This window comes from Sporosarcina thermotolerans, assembly GCF_030067815.1.
In the GTDB taxonomy this organism is placed as follows: Bacteria; Bacillota; Bacilli; order Bacillales_A; family Planococcaceae; genus Sporosarcina; species Sporosarcina thermotolerans.
Map to the genome: position 1 here is coordinate 1,717,416 of NZ_CP125968.1, position 19,276 is coordinate 1,736,691.

20 protein-coding genes and 5 pseudogenes are annotated in these 19,276 nt (G+C 41.2%); 10 read left to right on the top strand and 15 right to left on the bottom strand.

Annotation, left to right across the window (positions count from 1 at the left end):
- Positions 1-40: 40 nt before the first annotated feature.
- Positions 41-277, bottom strand: coding sequence for a YuzB family protein (locus tag QNH10_RS09760; RefSeq protein WP_283734444.1), 237 nt, complete (start codon positions 275-277; stop codon positions 41-43).
- A 141-nt stretch (positions 278-418) separates the two neighbouring features.
- Between QNH10_RS09760 and QNH10_RS09765 the strand changes: the two genes are divergently transcribed.
- Positions 419-1,483 (top strand): NAD(P)/FAD-dependent oxidoreductase, encoded by a 1,065-nt coding sequence (locus tag QNH10_RS09765; protein WP_283734445.1) that lies wholly within the window; start codon positions 419-421, stop codon positions 1,481-1,483.
- 198 nt (positions 1,484-1,681) lie between these two features.
- On the opposite strand, the gene QNH10_RS09770 is transcribed toward QNH10_RS09765, so the two are convergent.
- Positions 1,682-2,017: a YuzD family protein gene (locus tag QNH10_RS09770; RefSeq protein WP_283734446.1), complete on the bottom strand. Its 336-nt coding sequence runs from the start codon at positions 2,015-2,017 to the stop codon at positions 1,682-1,684.
- 173 nt (positions 2,018-2,190) lie between these two features.
- Between QNH10_RS09770 and QNH10_RS09775 the strand changes: the two genes are divergently transcribed.
- Both QNH10_RS09775 and QNH10_RS09780 read left to right on the top strand, forming a co-directional pair.
- Positions 2,191-2,937 carry a polysaccharide deacetylase family protein gene (locus QNH10_RS09775; RefSeq protein WP_283734447.1) on the top strand — a complete coding sequence of 249 codons (747 nt, stop codon included), beginning with the start codon at positions 2,191-2,193 and terminating at the stop codon, positions 2,935-2,937.
- 102 nt (positions 2,938-3,039) lie between these two features.
- Positions 3,040-3,276, top strand: coding sequence for a NifU family protein (locus QNH10_RS09780; protein WP_283734448.1), 237 nt, complete (start codon positions 3,040-3,042; stop codon positions 3,274-3,276).
- Positions 3,277-3,310: 34 nt separating this feature from the next.
- On the opposite strand, the gene QNH10_RS09785 is transcribed toward QNH10_RS09780, so the two are convergent.
- Entirely contained in the window at positions 3,311-4,012 is a 702-nt protein-coding gene (locus QNH10_RS09785) for a DUF2225 domain-containing protein (protein WP_283734449.1), read from the bottom strand.
- 118 nt (positions 4,013-4,130) lie between these two features.
- On the opposite strand from QNH10_RS09785, the gene QNH10_RS09790 reads away from it, so the two are divergent.
- The 4 genes and pseudogenes from QNH10_RS09790 (at position 4,131) to QNH10_RS09805 (ending at position 6,968) form a co-directional block, all read left to right on the top strand.
- Positions 4,131-4,496, top strand: coding sequence for a HesB/IscA family protein (locus QNH10_RS09790; RefSeq protein ID WP_283734450.1), 366 nt, complete (start codon positions 4,131-4,133; stop codon positions 4,494-4,496).
- A 242-nt stretch (positions 4,497-4,738) separates the two neighbouring features.
- Positions 4,739-5,956: an NAD(P)/FAD-dependent oxidoreductase gene (locus tag QNH10_RS09795; RefSeq protein ID WP_283734451.1), complete on the top strand. Its 1,218-nt coding sequence runs from the start codon at positions 4,739-4,741 to the stop codon at positions 5,954-5,956.
- 161 nt (positions 5,957-6,117) lie between these two features.
- A pseudogene (locus QNH10_RS09800) lies at positions 6,118-6,434 on the top strand (YuiB family protein).
- Between the two features lie 141 nt (positions 6,435-6,575).
- A complete protein-coding gene (locus QNH10_RS09805; protein WP_283734452.1) occupies positions 6,576-6,968 on the top strand; it encodes a hypothetical protein in 393 nt (130 codons plus the stop codon).
- 175 nt (positions 6,969-7,143) lie between these two features.
- Here the strand turns inward: QNH10_RS09805 and QNH10_RS09810 are convergent, their stop codons facing one another.
- Positions 7,144-7,620 carry a divergent PAP2 family protein gene (locus QNH10_RS09810; protein ID WP_283734453.1) on the bottom strand — a complete coding sequence of 159 codons (477 nt, stop codon included), beginning with the start codon at positions 7,618-7,620 and terminating at the stop codon, positions 7,144-7,146.
- Positions 7,621-7,775: 155 nt separating this feature from the next.
- Between QNH10_RS09810 and QNH10_RS09815 the strand changes: the two are divergent.
- Both QNH10_RS09815 and QNH10_RS09820 read left to right on the top strand, forming a co-directional pair.
- Positions 7,776-9,289: pseudogene (locus QNH10_RS09815) on the top strand (leucyl aminopeptidase).
- Positions 9,290-9,351: 62 nt separating this feature from the next.
- The gene (locus tag QNH10_RS09820) at positions 9,352-9,585 is read left to right on the top strand and encodes a hypothetical protein (protein ID WP_317940836.1); all 234 of its coding nucleotides are present in this window, start codon (positions 9,352-9,354) and stop codon (positions 9,583-9,585) included.
- A gap of 103 nt (positions 9,586-9,688) precedes the next feature.
- On the opposite strand, the gene mnhG is transcribed toward QNH10_RS09820, so the two are convergent.
- The 7 genes and pseudogenes from mnhG to QNH10_RS09855 all read right to left on the bottom strand — a co-directional run bounded on the left by mnhG (position 9,689) and on the right by QNH10_RS09855 (position 15,384).
- The gene (mnhG, locus tag QNH10_RS09825; RefSeq protein WP_347178054.1) at positions 9,689-10,012 is read right to left on the bottom strand and encodes a monovalent cation/H(+) antiporter subunit G; all 324 of its coding nucleotides are present in this window, start codon (positions 10,010-10,012) and stop codon (positions 9,689-9,691) included.
- Positions 9,996-10,277 carry a Na(+)/H(+) antiporter subunit F1 gene (locus tag QNH10_RS09830; protein WP_283734454.1) on the bottom strand — a complete coding sequence of 94 codons (282 nt, stop codon included), beginning with the start codon at positions 10,275-10,277 and terminating at the stop codon, positions 9,996-9,998. Before QNH10_RS09830 ends, mnhG begins: the two co-directional genes overlap by 17 nt.
- A pseudogene (locus QNH10_RS09835) lies at positions 10,274-10,752 on the bottom strand (Na+/H+ antiporter subunit E). The gene QNH10_RS09830 and the pseudogene QNH10_RS09835 overlap by 4 nt, the downstream one beginning before the upstream one ends.
- 5 nt (positions 10,753-10,757) lie before the next feature.
- Positions 10,758-12,235, bottom strand: a pseudogene (locus tag QNH10_RS09840) (Na+/H+ antiporter subunit D).
- A complete protein-coding gene (locus QNH10_RS09845; protein WP_283734455.1) occupies positions 12,228-12,569 on the bottom strand; it encodes a Na(+)/H(+) antiporter subunit C in 342 nt (113 codons plus the stop codon). The pseudogene QNH10_RS09840 and the gene QNH10_RS09845 overlap by 8 nt, the downstream one beginning before the upstream one ends.
- Positions 12,569-12,991 (bottom strand): Na(+)/H(+) antiporter subunit B, encoded by a 423-nt coding sequence (locus tag QNH10_RS09850; RefSeq protein ID WP_283734456.1) that lies wholly within the window; start codon positions 12,989-12,991, stop codon positions 12,569-12,571. Before QNH10_RS09850 ends, QNH10_RS09845 begins: the two co-directional genes overlap by 1 nt.
- Positions 12,978-15,384, bottom strand: a pseudogene (locus QNH10_RS09855) (Na+/H+ antiporter subunit A). The gene QNH10_RS09850 and the pseudogene QNH10_RS09855 overlap by 14 nt, the downstream one beginning before the upstream one ends.
- Positions 15,385-15,546: 162 nt before the next feature.
- Here QNH10_RS09855 and QNH10_RS09860 point away from each other — a divergent pair.
- Positions 15,547-16,107, top strand: coding sequence for a DUF5366 family protein (locus tag QNH10_RS09860; protein ID WP_283734457.1), 561 nt, complete (start codon positions 15,547-15,549; stop codon positions 16,105-16,107).
- Positions 16,108-16,136: 29 nt separating this feature from the next.
- On the opposite strand, the gene QNH10_RS09865 is transcribed toward QNH10_RS09860, so the two are convergent.
- From QNH10_RS09865 to QNH10_RS09880, 4 genes are read right to left on the bottom strand one after another with little or no spacing between them, the layout of a single operon-like run.
- Entirely contained in the window at positions 16,137-16,943 is an 807-nt protein-coding gene (locus tag QNH10_RS09865) for a transglycosylase domain-containing protein (RefSeq protein ID WP_283734458.1), read from the bottom strand.
- Positions 16,940-17,299: a hypothetical protein gene (locus QNH10_RS09870; RefSeq protein ID WP_283734459.1), complete on the bottom strand. Its 360-nt coding sequence runs from the start codon at positions 17,297-17,299 to the stop codon at positions 16,940-16,942. Before QNH10_RS09870 ends, QNH10_RS09865 begins: the two co-directional genes overlap by 4 nt.
- Positions 17,269-17,988, bottom strand: coding sequence for a transglycosylase domain-containing protein (locus QNH10_RS09875; protein WP_283734460.1), 720 nt, complete (start codon positions 17,986-17,988; stop codon positions 17,269-17,271). Before QNH10_RS09875 ends, QNH10_RS09870 begins: the two co-directional genes overlap by 31 nt.
- Before the next feature lie 55 nt (positions 17,989-18,043).
- The gene (locus tag QNH10_RS09880; RefSeq protein ID WP_283734461.1) at positions 18,044-19,276 is read right to left on the bottom strand and encodes an MFS transporter; all 1,233 of its coding nucleotides are present in this window, start codon (positions 19,274-19,276) and stop codon (positions 18,044-18,046) included.

A 19,276-nucleotide genomic window follows, 5' to 3' on the forward strand; every position in this document is an offset into this window, starting at 1 on the left:
CGGTCAGTTTTACTGACTTTCTGTACAGCCCTTTTGTGCTTTAAAACAACGGATTCTCCTCAATAAACTGATAAATTTTTTCCGTCAATTCCTCAGGCGTGTCCGCCTCAACGACTTCTCCATTAACTAAAGCGTATAAGCCTCGAGCGCATAATGTGCAATAACTAAGACAACCATATTCAAGAACATCTATATTTGGATCCTTTTCTAATGCTTCCAATGTTTTCTGTGAACCGTTTGCAAGATTACTCATGCAGAATTCTACGATCGGATTCACTGCGATCACCTCACCCTACATGGCATGCTACTCTCTTTTTCACCCGCCGTCAATTGGGATGTCTTATTGTGAAAAATCTCACAAACTGATATAATCTTAGTGAGAACATGTCGGAAAATGGTTGCTTAAAAGGAGAAAATAATGAGAAAACTTGTCTTATTAGGTGCAGGGTATGGTAATATGCGAATTTTGCTTCGTCTACTAAACAAAGAACTGCCAAGCGACGTAGAAATTACATTAGTGGACAGGACTCCATTTCACAGCTTGAAGACGGAATTCTATGCATTGGCTGCAGGGACGGTTCCAGATTCGGAAATCCGTGTTGCATTACCATCCCATGAACGACTAAATATCGTAGAAGGTGAAATTTCGGCCATTAAATTGGATGATAAGGTAATCAGCCTTGGTAATGGCGAAGAAGTTCCTTATGATGAACTTGTAATTGGTCTTGGTTGTGAAGATAATTATCATGACGTTCCTGGGGCTGCGGAATACACAAGCAGCATCCAGACAATCGGTAAGTCACGTAGCACATACAAGTTGCTTCAAGGTCTTGGAGGAGGGGCGACGGTCGGTATTGTCGGTGCTGGATTGAGCGGTATTGAACTGGCAAGTGAATTGCGCGAAAGCCGTCCAGACTTGAAGATTAAATTATTTGATCGTGGACCACGGATCTTAAAAGATTTCCCTGAAAGACTGAGCAATTATGTAAAGGATTGGTTTGACAAGCACGAAGTTGATGTTATTTCCAATTCAAACATTACGAAGGTCGAAGAAAATATCCTTTACAATCATGAAGAAAGTATTCAAGTCGACGCAGTAGTTTGGACCGCTGGAATTCAAGCAGTGTCTATTGTACGTGAATTGGATGTAGAGAAAAATAGAGGTCGCGTCGTGTTGAATCAATACCATCAAATCCCAGATTACGAAGACGTGTACGTTGTTGGAGATATTGCTGCATTGCCACACGCACCAAGTGCACAACTTGCTGAAGAACAGGCAGAACAGATTGTACGGGTACTACGCCTTGTATGGAGTAAAGAACCATTGCCGAAAGAAATGCCGGAAATCAAATTGAAGGGCTTCATGGGTTCCTTAGGAAAAAAACAAGGATTTGCCTATCTTGCGGATCGAACCGTAACAGGCCGGATAGCCCGTTTATTGAAATCAGGAGTACTCTGGATGTACAAATGGCATAATGGGTAATTCAAAAGCGTAGGGTGGCGTCTAACTGCGACAGGCATAAGGCGAAGATACGAAGTGGCGGTCTTTGCCACGTAGTATCTTTGACTTATGACCCGAGCAGTTGCCGCCCGAAGCTGGATGATAAAGAAAAATCCCTCCCTCGAATTCATCGGGGAAGGGAATTTTTTCTCATTTACATTAAAATATTATCAATAGGAATTATGCTTGCTCCACATATCCGCGCTTTTCAAGTGCGCTAAAAACAGGTTTCAACTGAATATAGCCTTCACCAATTACTTCATCCTCGATACGTACCAGAGGGTAAAAATACTCATCATTCAATATTTGTTCGGCGATGTCTTTCTGTTCGGAATCCGCAATTTCAGATTCAATGTCAATATAATCAATGTCAAAAGGCTGTCCTGGATATTTCCTCGTAATCGCAGCTTGCAACCATTCGTATGTATCTTTTGAAGATGGTGCATTGACACAGCTAGCGCAAACGATATCTGCCCCGTAAATTTCGATTTTTACCTTTTGTTTCTGCTTTTCCATGATCATAACTCCTTCCCATTCTCGATGAGGTTTTACATTAAACCCGCTACCTATCAGTTTATCAATATTCACTAGTTTTGCAATCAGAACAAAAAACATTTATGCATACATCTTTATCGAAAAACAACAAACAATATGGTAAAACAAGAACTGCCCAAGGAGTGTGTCTATCCATGAAGAAGTATATTTCACTACTTATATTTGTTGTACTTCTGTTTGTTATACTTGAACATACGTTTGCCGATAGGGGCAGAAAATATTATGAGCAATCCGGGCAAATATTATGGGATATAAATACCGAAGAAAAGGTGATTGCACTTACATTTGATGATGGACCTCACAGAAAGTATACTCGCGAAATACTGGATTTATTGAATAGGTACGACGCGAAGGCAACGTTCTTCATCCTCGGAGCGAATGCCGAGAAGAATCCGGAAGTTGTTTTACGTATGTATGAAGAAGGACATGAATTGGCAAATCATACATACAGTCACCACAAGAAGAAGAACGTACCGAATTTACTGGAGGAAATCAAGCAGACCGATGATACCATATTTTCAATTACAGGACAGTCAACAAAATTATTTAGACCGGTCGAGGGCAACTATACTGACGATATGATAGATGCTGTCGTAAATGAGGGCTATAAGGTCATCATGTGGTCTTGGCATTTGGATACAATGGATTGGAAAAGTCCCGGTGTAGATAAAATAACTAAATTCGTTTTAGACGGGGCAAAGGAAGGCAATGTTGTGCTTTTCCATGATGGTGGCGGAAATCGTGAACAAACTGTAAAAGCATTGGCGAACATATTGCCTGTACTTCAGGAACGGGGTTTTAGATTTGTGACTATCTCAGAAATGATGGAAATACGGTCGGGAAATAACAGTGGTGATAAGCATGTTGATATAGATGAATGAAACGGTTCGATAATAGAGGAAAACGTTATTCGGGTATAATTCATTTGTGTTATGAGTAGCACTTACCTTATAATAAGTATAAAGAAAGGGGAGAAATAAACAATGACAGATACAGCTATGATGGAACCCGTACAAGAAGTTTTAAATAAATTGCGACCATTCCTCCTACGTGATGGGGGAGACTGTGAACTTGTTGATATTGATGAGGGAGTCGTAAAACTTCGTCTTTTAGGTGCTTGCGGTACGTGCCCAAGTTCGACAATCACATTGAAAGCCGGTATTGAAAGAGCATTGCTTGAAGAAGTACCAGGAGTAGTTGAAGTAGAGCAAGTCTTTTAATGGATACTGCAAAAGAGGAGCGGGCTGAAGATATTCAGTCCGCTCTAACTTTTTCTTGCTGATTTTGTTCCCTGATCTCCTGCCATCTTTCCTTCGCCATTTCAATAAGTTTTGGCTCAATTGAAGTCCGCTGTCTTTCGATGACACGTGAAAAATTCCGGACAGCACCCTCATTATCACCAATTTGATGTGACAGCTCTGCCATTAAGTATATTACTCGTGTTTCGGACATTTGCGTTCCAACATAATCACCTTCTGTATAGGACTGCGTATATAAATCACGTGCGATTTTTTTAAACCGCATTTCGGATTCAACATCTTTCAAGTCGTTGTAAAGCCATGCGATTCTAAGAGTTATCCCTGCAATCGTCAATGATTTCTCTTTCTTAATCGAAGCGCTTATATATGCAAGCTTATACGCTTCAATCGCCTCTTCAATTGTCCTCTCCTCACCAAATGAACGACTGTTCCAACGTGACGTGATGGACTCTTTAATTTCATCTTTAACTCCATCTGCAAAATATGGGGAAAAGTCATCCGTAAATGCAAATCCGCAATGTGGACAAACCGCTGCATTATATAAAATCGGATACGCCGATAGGTCTTGATAGATAGGTTTGAAGTCGCTTTCGTGCTTCACAACACGAACATAGCGTGATCGGATTTTTGTTGTAGTGAATTTCTCTTTACAATTCAAGCACACCATTTCTCTAACAAACGAGGAACTTACTTCCACTTCGTGTCACCCCTTTTTGTTTAAAGTATACCCTATTTCGATCCGAACCAAGTAAATAAGATTGCGTTAGTGGTAAAAACATTGATATAATAGTTAAAAAGCGGGAAGGTGGATGTAAATGACACAATACGTTGAAATTACTGAAGCTGCGGCGTATCGCGTTAAGGAAATGATGAAGCATAATGGTGAGGAAGGATCATTCCTACGTGTCGCCGTCAACGGCGGGGGATGCAGCGGACTGACATACGGTTTAGGATTTGAGGAAGTGAAATCCGAAGACGATTTCCTAATGTCCCAGCATGGAATTCAAGTTGTCGTAGCGAAAGACGATGCTGGAATTTTAGAGGGAACTAAAGTCGACTATAAGGAATCTCTGATGGGCGGCGGTTTTACAATTGATAATCCAAACGCCATTGCTTCTTGCGGTTGCGGGACGTCATTCCGAACTGCTAAAAAAGTTGGGACACCTCAATCATGTGATTGATTTTCAGCACTCTCTTTCATCCGTTTGAACTAAATTGTTCACTTGGCTGAAAGAGGGTCTTTATTATTATTTGCATTGAAATATATTATAAAAAAGTATTGAAAAGCCTTATCAAAAGGGCTACTATTGTATAGTAGAAGTTTGTCGAAATAGAGACAAATGCCAGGACTGAGCAAATCGACGTTTGACCCGATTTACATCGGACCCGGCACATAATAAATTCAAAGGTGGTTTCGATTTTCGTGAAAAGACCGACAATCTTAGTATTAGGTGCGGGTTACGGTGGCTTATCCACAGTTGTCAACTTGCAGAAATCCATTGGCGCTGACGAGGCTGATATCGTACTTATCAACAAGAATGATTACCATTATGAGTCCACTTGGTTGCATGAAGCGGCTGCAGGAACACTTTCTCCTGAGCAAGTCCGTTATGACATTAAAGATGTCATCAATCCAGGAAAAGTTAAATTTGTTAAAGCTGAAGTTCAAGCAATCGATATTGAAGGCAAGGTTGTCACAACAAATGTCGGTACGCATACTTATGACTATCTTGTAATTGCATTAGGTTTCGAAGGTGAAACATTTGGCATTACAGGTTTGGACAAATACGCATTGTCTATTGCTAACGTAGATGCTGCACGTCATATCCGTGATCATATTGAATATCAATTCGCTTCATGGTCACTTGATGAAGAAAGAGACGATAGCAGATTGACAATTGTTGTTGGTGGCGCAGGATTCACTGGAATTGAATTCCTTGGTGAACTTGGAAACCGTGTACCAGAACTTTGTAAGGAATATGATGTACCCGCTGAAAAAGTACGCGTCATTTGCGTAGAAGCTGCTCCTATGGTATTACCAGGCTTCGATCCTGAGCTTGTTGACTATGCTGTTAGACAATTGAAAGCAAAAGGAATCGAATTCTCAATTGGTACGCCAGTTGTTGAAGCAACTCCAGAAGGCGTTAAGATTAAAAAAGGCGAAGATGAATTTGAATTCATCAAAGCTGGTACTGTTGTTTGGGCGGCAGGTGTACGAGGCAACCGTCTAATCGAACAAACTGGAATTGAAAACATGCGTGCGCGTGTTAAAGTAGATAAAGATCTTCGTGCTCCTGGACAAAAAGACGTATTCATCGTCGGCGACTGCGCATTGATGATCAATGAAGAAGTCAACCGTCCATACCCACCGACTGCACAAATTGCTATGCAGCAAGGTGATATGTGTGCGAATAACATCATTGCATTGATGAAAGGCCAACCAACGGCTGAATTTACTCCTGATATTAAAGGAAGCATTGCTTCTTTAGGGGATGACGATGCAATCGGTGTCGCTTTCGGCAAAAAATTGATGGGTAAAAAAGCTTCATTCATGAAAAAAGTGGTTGATAACCGTTCCCTATTCATGATTGGCGGCGTTGGACTAACACTTAAAAAAGGTAAATTCAATTTACTTAAATAATTAACACCCTAGAACAAAAGTAAACACCTGCCAATCATGGCAGGTGTTTTTTCAAGGAACGCAATTCCAACAAATTGTTGAAATGGCCTTATATTATTGAAAGCTTGTATCCATTCCTGTAAAATGATTAATGGAAAATGGGGGTATACAATTTGGGAACAATGACATTAACGCATTTCGTTTTATCTATAATAATTTTTATGGTAATGTTTTTGGGATCGGCTTCCTATTGAATATGTTACTTCGTATGACTTGGCTAATGGCTATCATTTACCCAATCGTCGTAATACTTATTATCGATGAAGTGAGATTCTTCGAGTACTTTACGAAACCAGGCTATGCATTCGGACTCTTAGGCGATAAACTCGTATCCTTGCATGCTGCAGATATTATTATCCTTGCCAGTGGACTAGTAGGCGCAATCATTTCTGGGTTTGTTATGAAACTACTGCGAAAACAAGGTTATCGAATGTTTTAAACTAAAGCGGGGGTGGTGACGTTCCCGTTTGAATCACAAAAAATGAATTAGCAACATAAATTAGGTACGAAATCACACCGATTTTCGTACCTTATTTTTAATATTAATATTCAGAAAAAATAAAATAGTGGAGGTAAGAAAATGAAAAAAGTATTTCTTCTATTAACTTTAGGTTTAGTAAGTTTGGTATTATTCTCTTGTAATCAGACCGATGTGAATAACACCAATCCGGATTTGTATATCGGTCACATAGACATTGAGGAAGATATACTTTATTTAGATGAGGTTGAATGGATAACAGATGAAAACCAAGACCGAATAAAAGAGTTAAAATTGTCTCGATCTGACATGCCGAATGGATATTATATAAATAATCCAAGCACAGACACAGTATCTTATAAGATAGCTGAAGACACTGAATATAGTTTTGTGAAACTTGAATCTCTTTCATTTTATAAAGAAGGAGAAGATAGAAATTACAGTACAACAAAAAAAAGAAGAATTCATGGAATTCTTAGACAGCGTGGGAACTAATAGAGTTGTATTCTGGGTTGAAGTTAAAGACGGTTTTGTAGTAAGTATTAAAGAGCAGTTTGCGAATTAATACACCTAAATCTAATGCTCATTTGTTGTGTACATTAAAACATAGCAAGGATAGAAAATAGAAAAAGGCATAACTATTCCAAAAGTGAATAGTTATGCTTTCTTGTTAGACGATAAATGAGTAAGTGACGACTGAAATAAGAATCCCTGTCACTAATCCTGCAAATACTTCACTCGGTTTATGGCCTAACAGTGTTTTCAATTCCATTATCTTCTGCTGTCCATCTTTTTGGGGCCAGCCTTTCATTTCTGTGACGAAAGTCTGAAAGTCCACTCGCATCTGATTAATGATCAAAGCTTGCTGCCCGGCTTGATAACGAATTCCAGTCGCATCGAACATGACGATGACAGCAAAGATGGCGGATACTGCAAATAATGGTGATCCCAACCCAACTTCATAGGCGATTGCCGTAGTTAATGCCGATACTGCGGCTGAATGGGAGCTTGGCATCCCGCCTGTCGACGTCATCAATTTCCAATCCAACTTCCCTGTAAAAAGAAAATGAATCGGGATCTTCACAAACTGAGCGAAAAATATCGCAAATAATGCCGCAAGGAGCGGAGTGTTTTGCAATAGGGCCATGAAGTCCACTCCTTTTCTAAAAAATGAAAATGTATTGTTAGTATACCATAACAAGCGATTTGGATAATAGATAATACGGAATTCGAATTATTATTATTGGCTATAGGGCTTGTTAGTATATAATAGAGGATGTATGAAAACAGGGAGGTAGTCAAATGAAAGCATCATTTATTGAACCTGAATTTAATAATCTAAAAAGTGAAGTACTATTAGTTGGGGTTCCAGATCACCCGAAAATGTTGAAGGATGGGATACCCTTGCAAATTCTTTCAGCCCACGTCTGATGGATTGGATTAAGTCAGGGGATATCAAGTCGGATTTCAAAACAATCGTGAAAATGCCTGCACTCAACGAAGGTACATATGAGCGAGCATTTTTCATCGGTTTAGGAAACACTAAAAAATTGACTGAAGACCGTCTGCGCCAAGTCTTCGCTGCGGTAGGGAAAGAACTGAAAGCTTCAAAAGTATCTTCTGTAAGCATTTGGACAGCACCATTTACAAATGAAGACCTATCTTGCGATGATGTCGTCTTCGCTGCGGCAGAAGGTATCGGTATGGGATCTTATAAATTCGAAGGATTCCGTACAGATTCAAACGAGCGAGATGTTGCATTAGAGTCGGTGGCATTCTTATCAAAAGCCGAAGAAGAAGAATTGAAGGCAGCGTTCGAAGTAGGAAGTGTCTACTCGAATGCAGTGAATGAAGCCCGTAATCTCGTCAATATGCCACCGAATATGCTGACAGCAACTAAAATGGCTGACTACGCAAAAGAACTTGCCGAGAAATACGATTTTGAAATTGAAGTATTAGGTAAAAAAGAGATGGAAGAGTTAGGAATGGGTGCCATTCTTGCTGTCAATAAAGGTTCCGTTGAAGAGCCTCGGTTGATTGTATTGAAATACGCTGGTACTGATCAGTGGGAAGACGTTGTCGGTTTAGTCGGAAAGGGTGTCACATACGACACTGGCGGCTATTCACTGAAACCGCGTGAGGGTATGGTTGGTATGAAAGGCGACATGGGTGGCGCTGCAGCAGTGCTAGGCGCAATGAACATTATCGGTGAGCTACGTCCAGCGAAAAATGTCGTCGCTGTTATTGGCGCGACAGACAATATGGTGTCGGGTGAAGCTTTCAAACCGGATGATGTGATTACATCGCTTAGCGGAAAAACGATTGAAGTGTTGAACACGGATGCTGAAGGACGACTCGTTCTTGCCGATGCTGTAACGTATGCGAAGCAATCCGGAGCAAACTATCTAATTGATGTTGCAACGCTTACGGGTGGTGTTATCGTCGCTTTAGGTAATGATAAGACAGGAGCATTGACGAATAATGAGGAATTCTTTGAAGAGTTCATGCAAGCTTCAATGGAAACTGGAGAATTCGTTTGGAGACTTCCTTTGACAGAAAGTGATAAAAAACGTATCCGAAAAAGTGATGTAGCTGATCTTAACAATTCACCGGGCCGTGATGGGCATATGATTTTCGGTGGAGGATTTGTTGGGGAATTTGCTGAAGACACACCGTGGATCCACCTCGATATCGCGGGAACTTCTGATGCATCTGCAGCTCATGATCTTGGTCCGAAAGGTGCTACGGGTGTAATGGTTCGTACACTTGCGACAATCGTTGAACGAATGGCGGATAATGAAGGTTTAAGCGAATAATAGGCATTCATCCCCGACACTTCGCCCGTCTTGAATAGGATAGGTGAGAAAGGGGGATAAAGATGTCACGACAAAGAGGGTTTGGACGACATGTTGGCTTTTTTGGTCCAGGATTTGGTTTTGGTTTTGGTGCACCATTTTTAGGGGGGTTAGTTGGAGGTTTCCTTGGAGGTGCGCTTTCCCCGTCTTATGGATATAACCAGCCGTTTTATCCAAATTCTTATCCATTTGGTTATGGTGGCGGTTACGGTTACCCTCCGTATTACGGCTATCCTCCATACGGATTTCCGTATTAAAAAACACACCCGGCAATCCTAAATGGAAAATGCCGGGTGTGTTTTTTATGTTAATCTTTCAATCGTTGCAAGTTCTTCTTCTTTGCTTCTTCGACAGCTTCCTTCAAATCATTATCGACAGTCTCATCAGTAGGTTTGACACCGACATATACGCAGCGCGTCCCATTAAATGGCCGCCGACCGGTGATGTGATAAATAAAAATAGAATCCCTAATAGAAGCTGGATACTGAAATGCCCTTCCTTCAACCAAAAGTGCAAGAAAACACCAAGCAATATGCTTAGAACACCGAGTGTAGCACTTTTAGAAGCTGCATGTGCTCGTGTATACACATCCGGTAAACGGAGAATGCCAATCATTGTAACGATTGTGAAAATGATACCGACAACGATTGTTGTGACGATGAGAATATTAGCGATTACGATCACGTTCAATGATCTCTCCTCTCTCGATGAACTTGGAGAATGATACAGTACCGATAAATGACATGACTGCAATCAGCAAAATAACATCGATGAAAAAGGTTGTTTCAAAAAGAATTGAAAGTAGCGCAATTGCTGAAATGAGCATGACGCCGATCCCGTCAAGCGCGATAAGTCGGTCAGGTATCGAAGGACCACGGAATACACGATACATGATTCCGACCATTGATAAGACTACGAGGATCAGACTGACCCATATGAAAGTCATCATGCGCGGCTCACCTCCAAAATTGCTTTTTCAAATGAATTTTTAATTGAATCGATGGCTTCATCAACATCTTCTACATCGATCGCGTGAATATAAAGAATCCGCTGATCGTTAGATACGTGAAGCACGATTGTTCCCGGTGTCAATGTGATTAAGCTTGATAATAACGTTATTTCCCATTCATGCTCCAATTCTGTCGGCAATGCGAATATCATGGACGGAGGTTCAATTTCGGACGTAGGACAAGGAGTAGTACCGAAATATTAGAAAGCAATAACTCTTTCAAGAAAAGAAGAGCCAGCTTAACCGCCGACCATAGCCGCCAGACATAGAGCCTTGAGTTGAAGAAACGACGTGTAATGATGATTAAAATCAAACCTATCAAATACCCGATGATAAACGTAGTCGCGGTCAATGAGGAGTTCATGAACATCCAAATGACGGCGATGAAAAAGTTCAATAAAATTTGAAATGCCATTGAGCTCACTCCTTTAAGACCGCATCAATATAGATGGATGGGTTTAATAATACGTCTGTAGCGTCTGTCATGTAAGGGACAAGCCATTCTGTGCCTACCCCATAGAAGATTGACAGGACTAATACGATTGCAGGAACCATCATTCGTGCATAAGACTTTTGATTGGTTCGAGGCAACTCCACAGGCTTTCCCCAAAACGCATAGATGAAAATCCTCATGACAGATAGCAACACGATTAGGCTGGAAGCAAGAATGATGATACTGCCCCAAACGTTTCCTGCTTGGAATGCACCTTGTACAATTAAAAGTTTACCAATGAATCCACTCAGTGGGGGATGCCGGCTAAACCAAATGCGGCAATCAAGTAAAACCACCCTAAAGAAGCATGCGTTTTCATCAATCCACCCATTTTACGCAAATTGGATGTGCCTGTTACATAAATGATGATTCCTATCAAAAGGAACAAAGCCCCTTTAATGAGCATGTCATGAATGAGGTAGTAAATGGCTCCGGAAATACCTGCTTCATTCATTTGGGCAGCTCCGTAAAGAATAACACCTACGGCAATCACTATGTTGTATATGATGATCTGTTTCAAGTCGAAATAGGCGAGTGCTCCGATGCACCCGACGATAACTGTAAGGATGGATAAAACCATCAGAATTTCATGGGTGAAGCCCGTGTTATGAGTGAAAAACAAAGTGTATGTCCGCATAATAGCATATACTCCGACTTTCGTAAGCAAAGCACCGAACAAGGCAAGCACGGGAATAGGGGGTGCTGCATAAGAACCCGGAAGCCAGAAATAAAGAGGGAAAATCGATCCCTTTATTCCAAAGACGATAAGCATAAGAACTGCAATGACGGTTACTATGCCCGGTTGCCCGATTTCCGTTATTTTCACCGAAATATCCGCCATGTTCAACGTTCCGACGACGGAGTATAGATAAGCGACTGTAATTACGAATAATGCAGAGGAAACGACGTTAACAAGTATGTACTTGATAGATTCGCGTAATTGCTTTTTCTCACCACCAAGGACGATAAGAAGGTATGAAGCAATGAGCAACACCTCGAAAAAGACAAACATATTAAAAATATCACCTGTTGTAAAAGCACCATTCACACCGGTCACCATGAATAGGATTCCTGGATAGTAGAAGAAGCGTTCCCGTTCCTTTCCAATCGATGTAAAGCTGTATAATACGACAAATAGTGTAATTAATAGGGTTGTCGTCACAAGTAACGCTGAAAGCATATCGGACACCATTGAAATACCGAATGGTGCAGGCCAGCTTCCGAGTGTAATAGCTTGGACACCCTCAGTCTTGACGGTTAACATCAGATAGAATGATGAGATCAATCCAAGAACGACACCGATTACCGTCAAAATTCGTTGAATCCCTACGTTTTCTTTGAAAAACAATAATAGAATCGCGAAAAGGAAAGGAATAATGATTGGGAATAATAGTAGGTTAATCATGTTCGTCATTTCCTTTCATATGATTCAGGTCACCAGTTTTAAGGACTGCATAAGCTCTATAAGCCACAACAAGAATGAAGGCCGTCACTCCAAAACTGATAACGATTGCCGTCAAGATGAGTGCTTGCGGTAATGGATCAGCAAAATCTGTAACTCCATCGGCTAATACTGGAGGGGAGACTCCACCGAGACCACCCATCGTTAGAATAAGAAGATGGGCACCATGGCTTAATAACCCGGTACCGATGACAATTTTCAAAAGACTTCTTGATAGGATCAAATAAACAGCAGCGGTAAACAGTACCCCGATTAAGATGGCCATTAACAATTCCATTACGAATCTCCTCCAATCGATTGGATGATTGTGATCGCTGATCCAACTACGACAAGAAAGACTCCAGCGTCAAACACCATCGCTGTATGCAAGGAGGTTTCACCGAATAAAGGAAGGGTGAAGTAATCAAATGCATGCGTGAAAAACGGGACATTGAAAAATATTGCCCCCGCCGCAGTTCCAAGGGCTAAAAGCAAGCCGATTCCAGTCATGATTGTAAAATTGAAAGGCAATGCTTTTTGTACCGTCTTCAAATCGAATGCAAGCAATAGGAGAACGATTGCCCCCGTCGTCAGCAAGCCCCCGACGAAGCCGCCGCCAGGAGTGTAATGACCTGCAAAAAAGATATGAATGGAGAACAAGAAGATGATGAAAAACACCACTTTAGTTGTCGTCTGTAAAATGACATCATTTGTTTTCATCTGGATTCTCCTTTCTTGCAAGTCGCAGTTTAATCATGCCTAAGACGCCGATCCCCGCAATTGCCAAAACAGCAATTTCAAATAATGTATCAAAACCACGGTAATCCACTAAAATAACGTTGACGATATTGCCCCCTCCAGCTTCAGTCGCGACAGTATCCTTATAATACTGTGATATCGAAGCAACGAGCTTATTGGAGTGGGAAGACAATGCGACCAATGTTACAGTGACACCAATTCCAAGAGCGATAATCGCGTTCACTACTTTATTGCTTTTCTTCTCACCGTGGTCTGAAAGCTTTGGCAAATGCTGAAACGCAAGAAGGAACAAAGCAACCGATACTGTTTCAATGACCAATTGTGTAAGTGCTAAATCAGGCGCTTTGAATATGACGAAGAACAGAGCGACCGAATAGCCTACAGCCCCAAGCGAAATGATTGCACCGAGCCTTGTTTTTGAAAGTAAAACGAAAACGACAGCGAGTAAAAGGATGATGGCGTTAACTACCCCATATGCACTGACCTTTGAAAAACTGTTCATGTCAACGACAAATGCATCTTGAATAAAAAGGACTGCTATTGTCGTAACGGATATAAACGCAAAAATATATAGAAAATACGTACGGATGAGGCCAGTCATATAGAACCGTGACAGTCGATTCATCCCTTTTTCGCTGAAGATCATTGATGCATCATATAGTGAATTCAATGATAAGTATTCAGGCTGGATAGCGTAAACCTTCTGCCATTTCGATAAAGATAAAAAGAGAAGTCCACCGATAATAATAATTCCAACCGTCATCCATAACTCGACCGAAGCAAAACCGTGCCAAGCGGAGACATGAATGCCCACTTCCGATGGATGGGAATATTGATAAGGCTGAATTGCCATAACAGCCGGTTTTACAAGCCATTTCCCAACAACATTCGGAATGAAGAAGATAGCGACAACGAGTGTAGCAAGAATCACAGGGGAGATAAGCATCCCAACCGGTGCTTCATGAGGCTCATGTGGAAGCGGTGCGTCTTTCCTCTTTCCAGCGAAGGTCTTAAATACAAAATAGAAACTGTAAATGAAAGTGAATACACTTGCAATCCACGCGATAACCGGGAAGATCACTCCCCAAGTCGCAAAATTGAAGAGTTCAAAATGGCGGATTGCCAACATGGATTGTAAGAACATTTCTTTACTTAGGAAACCGTTAAATGGTGGAAGACCCGCCATTGACATCGAGCCGATGAAAGCGACGGTAAAGCTTACTGGCATAATGCTCATCAACCCACCAAGCTTCCGGATATCCCTTGTCCAGTTTCATGATCGACGATACCGGCAATCATGAAGAGACTACCTTTAAATGTCGCATGGTTGATCAAATGGAAGATTGCTGCAAACATCGCAAAGGTGAAGATGTCTTCATTCGTGTGCATTGTGATGGCCCCTGCACCTAACAGTGACATGATCAACCCTAATTGACTGACAGTGGAGAAGGCTAAAATAGCTTTTAAATCCGTCTGCTTGACAGCGAATATGGATCCCCAGAACAACGTAAGCAATCCAATGCCCGTCACAAGCCAAATCCAAACTTCAGAAGCAGCGAAAATCGGCGTGAAACGCGCTACAAGATAAAGTCCCGCTTTTACCATCGTGGCCGAGTGCAAGTAAGCGCTGACTGGTGTAGGCGCTTCCATCGCGTCCGGAAGCCAGATGTAGAACGGGAATTGTGCAGATTTCGTGAACGCTCCAAGTAAAACGAGGACAAGTGCTAGAGTGAAAAACTCATGTCCGACAAATGTGGATGAGCTTGCAATGAGCTCTCGGATGGAGAACGTTCCTCCATAATGCCAAGAAGGATGAATCCCCCAAGCATCATCAACCCACCGAACACAGTTATCATCATCGATTTCAATGCGCCGAACCGTGAACCGTCACGAGTGAACCAATAACCAATAAGTAAAAATGATGAAATGGATGTCAATTCCCAAAATAGATAGAGCGAAATGACATTATCCGATTGAACAACACCTAACATCGCGCTCATGAACAGTAGAAGATAGACGTAAAAGTTCCCTAACTTCTCTTTGTTTTTATCGAGATAAAAGATGGAATACAGGACTACCAATGCCCCGATCCCTGTAATAAGCAACGAAAACAGTAAGCTTAATCCATCGATATAAGAAACAAAAGAGATGCCGAGGGAAGGAATCCATTGCACTTCGGAAACTGCATGTCCACCTTCCATTGTGGTTCTGATAAACGTTGTATAGTAAGCGAATAACAGAACAGGTACAAGAAGTACGAACCAACCAGTATGTATGCCTTTTATCCTTTTATAAAGTGTGGGGATAAATAAGGCCGCCAAGATCGGCAGGAAAATCAAAAATACAAATTCCAAGTAAATCCTCCTTCCAATAAAAGAATCATTATTCTACACATTGTTTAAAAGTATAACGTAAAATCACAGGGAATGCATAGGTAACAAACTAGTTTTGTTGCGAATTTGGTTTCACTTCCTATATTATAGGGAATGATAAAATATTTACATTCGGGGTGCCAAATGAGGAATCCATACCTGTTTGGGTATTTGCCATTTTTGACGATTACCCTTTTCAGTTTGACTTTCGGTGTCTTTATGGTTGGTACATCTATTAAACTTTTTGGGGAAATTGGACTTTATGCTGGGATGAGGGAGTTTTTAACCGATTCACAGCTAAGGTTATTTCTTCTTGTCATTTATTCGCTTGCTTTTTTTATGATTTTCTCGGCGTTGAAGTTAATTGCGGAGACGATTCATGAGACGGCAATGCTGTTTTTTTCAAAGGATGCAGTGGGGGAGTCGTATAGTGAAGCAAAAAGCGGTAATTTAATTTATTTTTTTGGTGCGCTCGCTTCGGTGGCAGGAGTTCAATCGATTCAGGTGCTTTTGATCATCTTTCTTTTGACGACATTTGTTTATTTTGTATATATGGTTTTTAAACTTAGTAAATTCATGACCCTCTCGCGTACGGTAGGTTTGTTGTTTTTTGAGATAATTGTGTGGGGGACTTTATTGTCAGTTATTATTTATATCCTTTTAAAATTATATAATGGGATTCTTGCGAGTTTGCCTGTTATGTAGAAAAGCCGCTCAAATAGAACGGCCTTTGATTACTCTCTCATTAACTCATTAAATGCCTTCAAATGGATTTTTTGGTTGCTTAGGCGTTGGATGGAGGCTGGTTTGTCGTAGCCAATCCATACGGCTGTTGTGTAGTGGTCGTTCATGCCTGCGACCCATAAATCCTTATAGTGGTCGGTTGTTCCAGTTTTGGCACCTGTGTAGTTGCTTCTGTAGGTGATGCCTTGACCTGTTCCGTTTAAAACAACATCCTCCAATAGGTTACGGATTGTGGAAACGGTTGAGGGTGACCAGACTTTCTCTGCTTTATTCTCCCATGTATAAAGAGTGTTTCCATCGCGATCTACAACCCTTCTTATGGCATGGGGCTTTTCGTATGTCCCATCGATGAAACTTGTATAGGCGGAAGCAAGCTCAAGTGGAGTCACGCCTCTTTGAAAACCGCCAAGTGCTGCTGGATATGTGTGGTCTGCCTCGTTCACATGGTTAAATTCAATTGGTTTTAAATAGGCGAAGGCATTTTCGATCCCGACTGTACTGAACACCCTGACAGCTGCTGTGTTATGGCTGTAACGGAATGCTTCTTTTACCGTTGTCATACCATATCTGAAGCCCCCAATATTTTTCGGACAATAGGAAGCGATGCAAAGGTTACTGCTATCAATTTGTGTGTGTTCGTTGTAAGGTCCACTTTCAAGAAATGGTGCATAGACGAGCAATGGTTTTATCGCGGAACCTGGTTGACGCACCGCTTGGAATGCTCGGTTGAAATCGGCCTTCTGGTATCCTTTCCCTCCATATATACTTACAATTTCTCTTGTTTCATTATCGATCACAACCGCTCCGCTTGTATTCCCTTCGTTGTCAGAAGGGAAGAAAGCGAAATTTCATTATGCTTTTGTTTTTGTGAATCAAGAGCCGTTTCAATACGGACTCCTTTCGCAACAACTTCTGCGGTACGCTTTTTTAAAGCATTCATCTGCACTTGTTTTTCTTCGAGGCTCTCCGCAAGTTCAATAGATTCCCAAAAACCTTCTGATCTGCCGACTAATTCCTCAAGTTCGTTAAGCACATAAGAGCTATACATTGAAAATCGATTTGGCTTTTCCTTCAAATCAAGCGTAATGGTCTCACTCTTACATAATTCCGCCTCTTTTTCTGTTATTGCACCGCTTTTAGCAAGCTGTGACAAAGAAGCTCTTGCCGCTTTTTTGTTCTATCAAAATACACTATCGGGTTATATCGGGATGGATTGTTTGGAATCGCTGCGATGAATGCCATTTCTGCTTGACTCAATTCATCGAGGGGGCGATTGAAATAATAAGTGGCGGCGGCCCCGATTCCATAAACTTGATTGCCAAAGAACATTTCGTTTAAATACATTTCGAGAATTTCATCTTTCGTCGACTGTTTTTCCAATTCTGCTGCATAAAGTAATTCCTTGAATTTACGTTCATATGTTTTTTCAGTCGTCAGGAATCTGATCCTAATAAGTTGCTGTGTGATTGTTGAACCACCTTGTTGCAAGTCGTCATTAGCTGTATTCACCGCAAAAGCCCTTACAATTGCAGCCACGTCATAGCCTCTATGTTCAAAAAAGCCTTTATCTTCACTTTCCAAAAATAAATCTACTAAAAAGTCAGGTATCTGGTTCAACGCAAGTGGATATCTCCATTCGACATACTCTTCCGCAAAGACCAATCCATTCCGATCCGTTATCGATATCGGCATTTTTAAGGTGGGTTCAGTGAGTTCAATCGATTCATTTACTTTATCTTTCAAGTGATGTGATTTGTCCCATTCTTTTGCAATGGCTTGCTGAATGCCCAATAGTAGGGGAATCAGTACAATTATAAATAAGAAGCCAGTGAATTGTTTCATAAGATCCCCCCTATAAAAAAATATAGCACATTTCCGCTTGGGAAATGTGCTGATATTATAGATTCGTTTTCTTTGCCTCATCTGCGAGAAAATCCTCGAAGTCCTGGACTGGTTTTTTTATTGCATAGTATAGGAAACCAAAGCCTATTAAGAATAGCGCGCCTGTAAGGAAGAAGACGGACGATATTCCGATGTAACCACTAATAATCCCACCAAACATTGGTCCAATGATATTGCCAAGGAAACGGAAGCTTGTATTGTAACCCATTACTTCTCCTTGGATATCAATCGGGGCTTCACGTCTGACTAAAGCAGTGGTAATTGGGATCATCCCCCCAACTGCAATACCAAATAATAGCCGGCAAATCATCAGTTGCCAAATGGATGAGACAAACGCCTGTGGAATAATGAAGATGAAAGAGAGGAGGAGGAGTGCACCAAGCACTTTTTCATATCCAATTTCATCTCCCATCTTCCCCCACTTCCTTGCGAACAGGAGATTTCCAACACCCGCAGCACTAAATGTTAGTCCAGCAAGGAAGGCAACATCATTCGAATCCGTTAAACCAGCTACGTAAAGGGATAGAAGTGGCTGAATGCTAAAGTTCCCGATTTGGATCAATGCTGTCACAATCATGACGTTAAACATCAATCGGTGATGAAGAAGTCCGCTTAAAATCGCTTTACGGGAATATTGGATTACTCGCGTATTCTTTACTTTCTTTTGCTCTTTAATTCCAAATAGGACAATCAGCGCCGCTACGGCAACTGAAAATGATGTAATGATGAATGTATATTGAAAACCGAATGCATCCGCCATCAATCCGCCTAACACCGGACCGAATAACGTCCCTGTCACACTTCCCATTTGCAAAGTTCCTAACTTCTTGCCAGCTTCTTCTCTTGCTGTTTGTGAAGATACGAATGCAAGTGAAGTAGGGATGAAGCCTGTAACTACACCATTTAGGAGGCGTAAAAGAAAGAATGTTTCCACTGAATCGACAAATCCCATTAAGAATACGGACGTGGCAATCCCGAATCCATTAATAAGCAATATCGGCTTAAAGCCATATTTATCTGCAATTCGACCCCAAATCGGCGACATGATTAATGCCGTAATGAACGTTGCACCAAAAATGAGTCCGGCCCATTTTTGGACATAGGCATCGGAATGATCCCCGAATGTCTCTATGTATAAAGAGAGGAAAGGCATGATCATTGTCATCGTACCGGCAACTAAAAAGTTGGCAAGCCATATGATAATGAAATTTCGTTTTTGAATATTCAT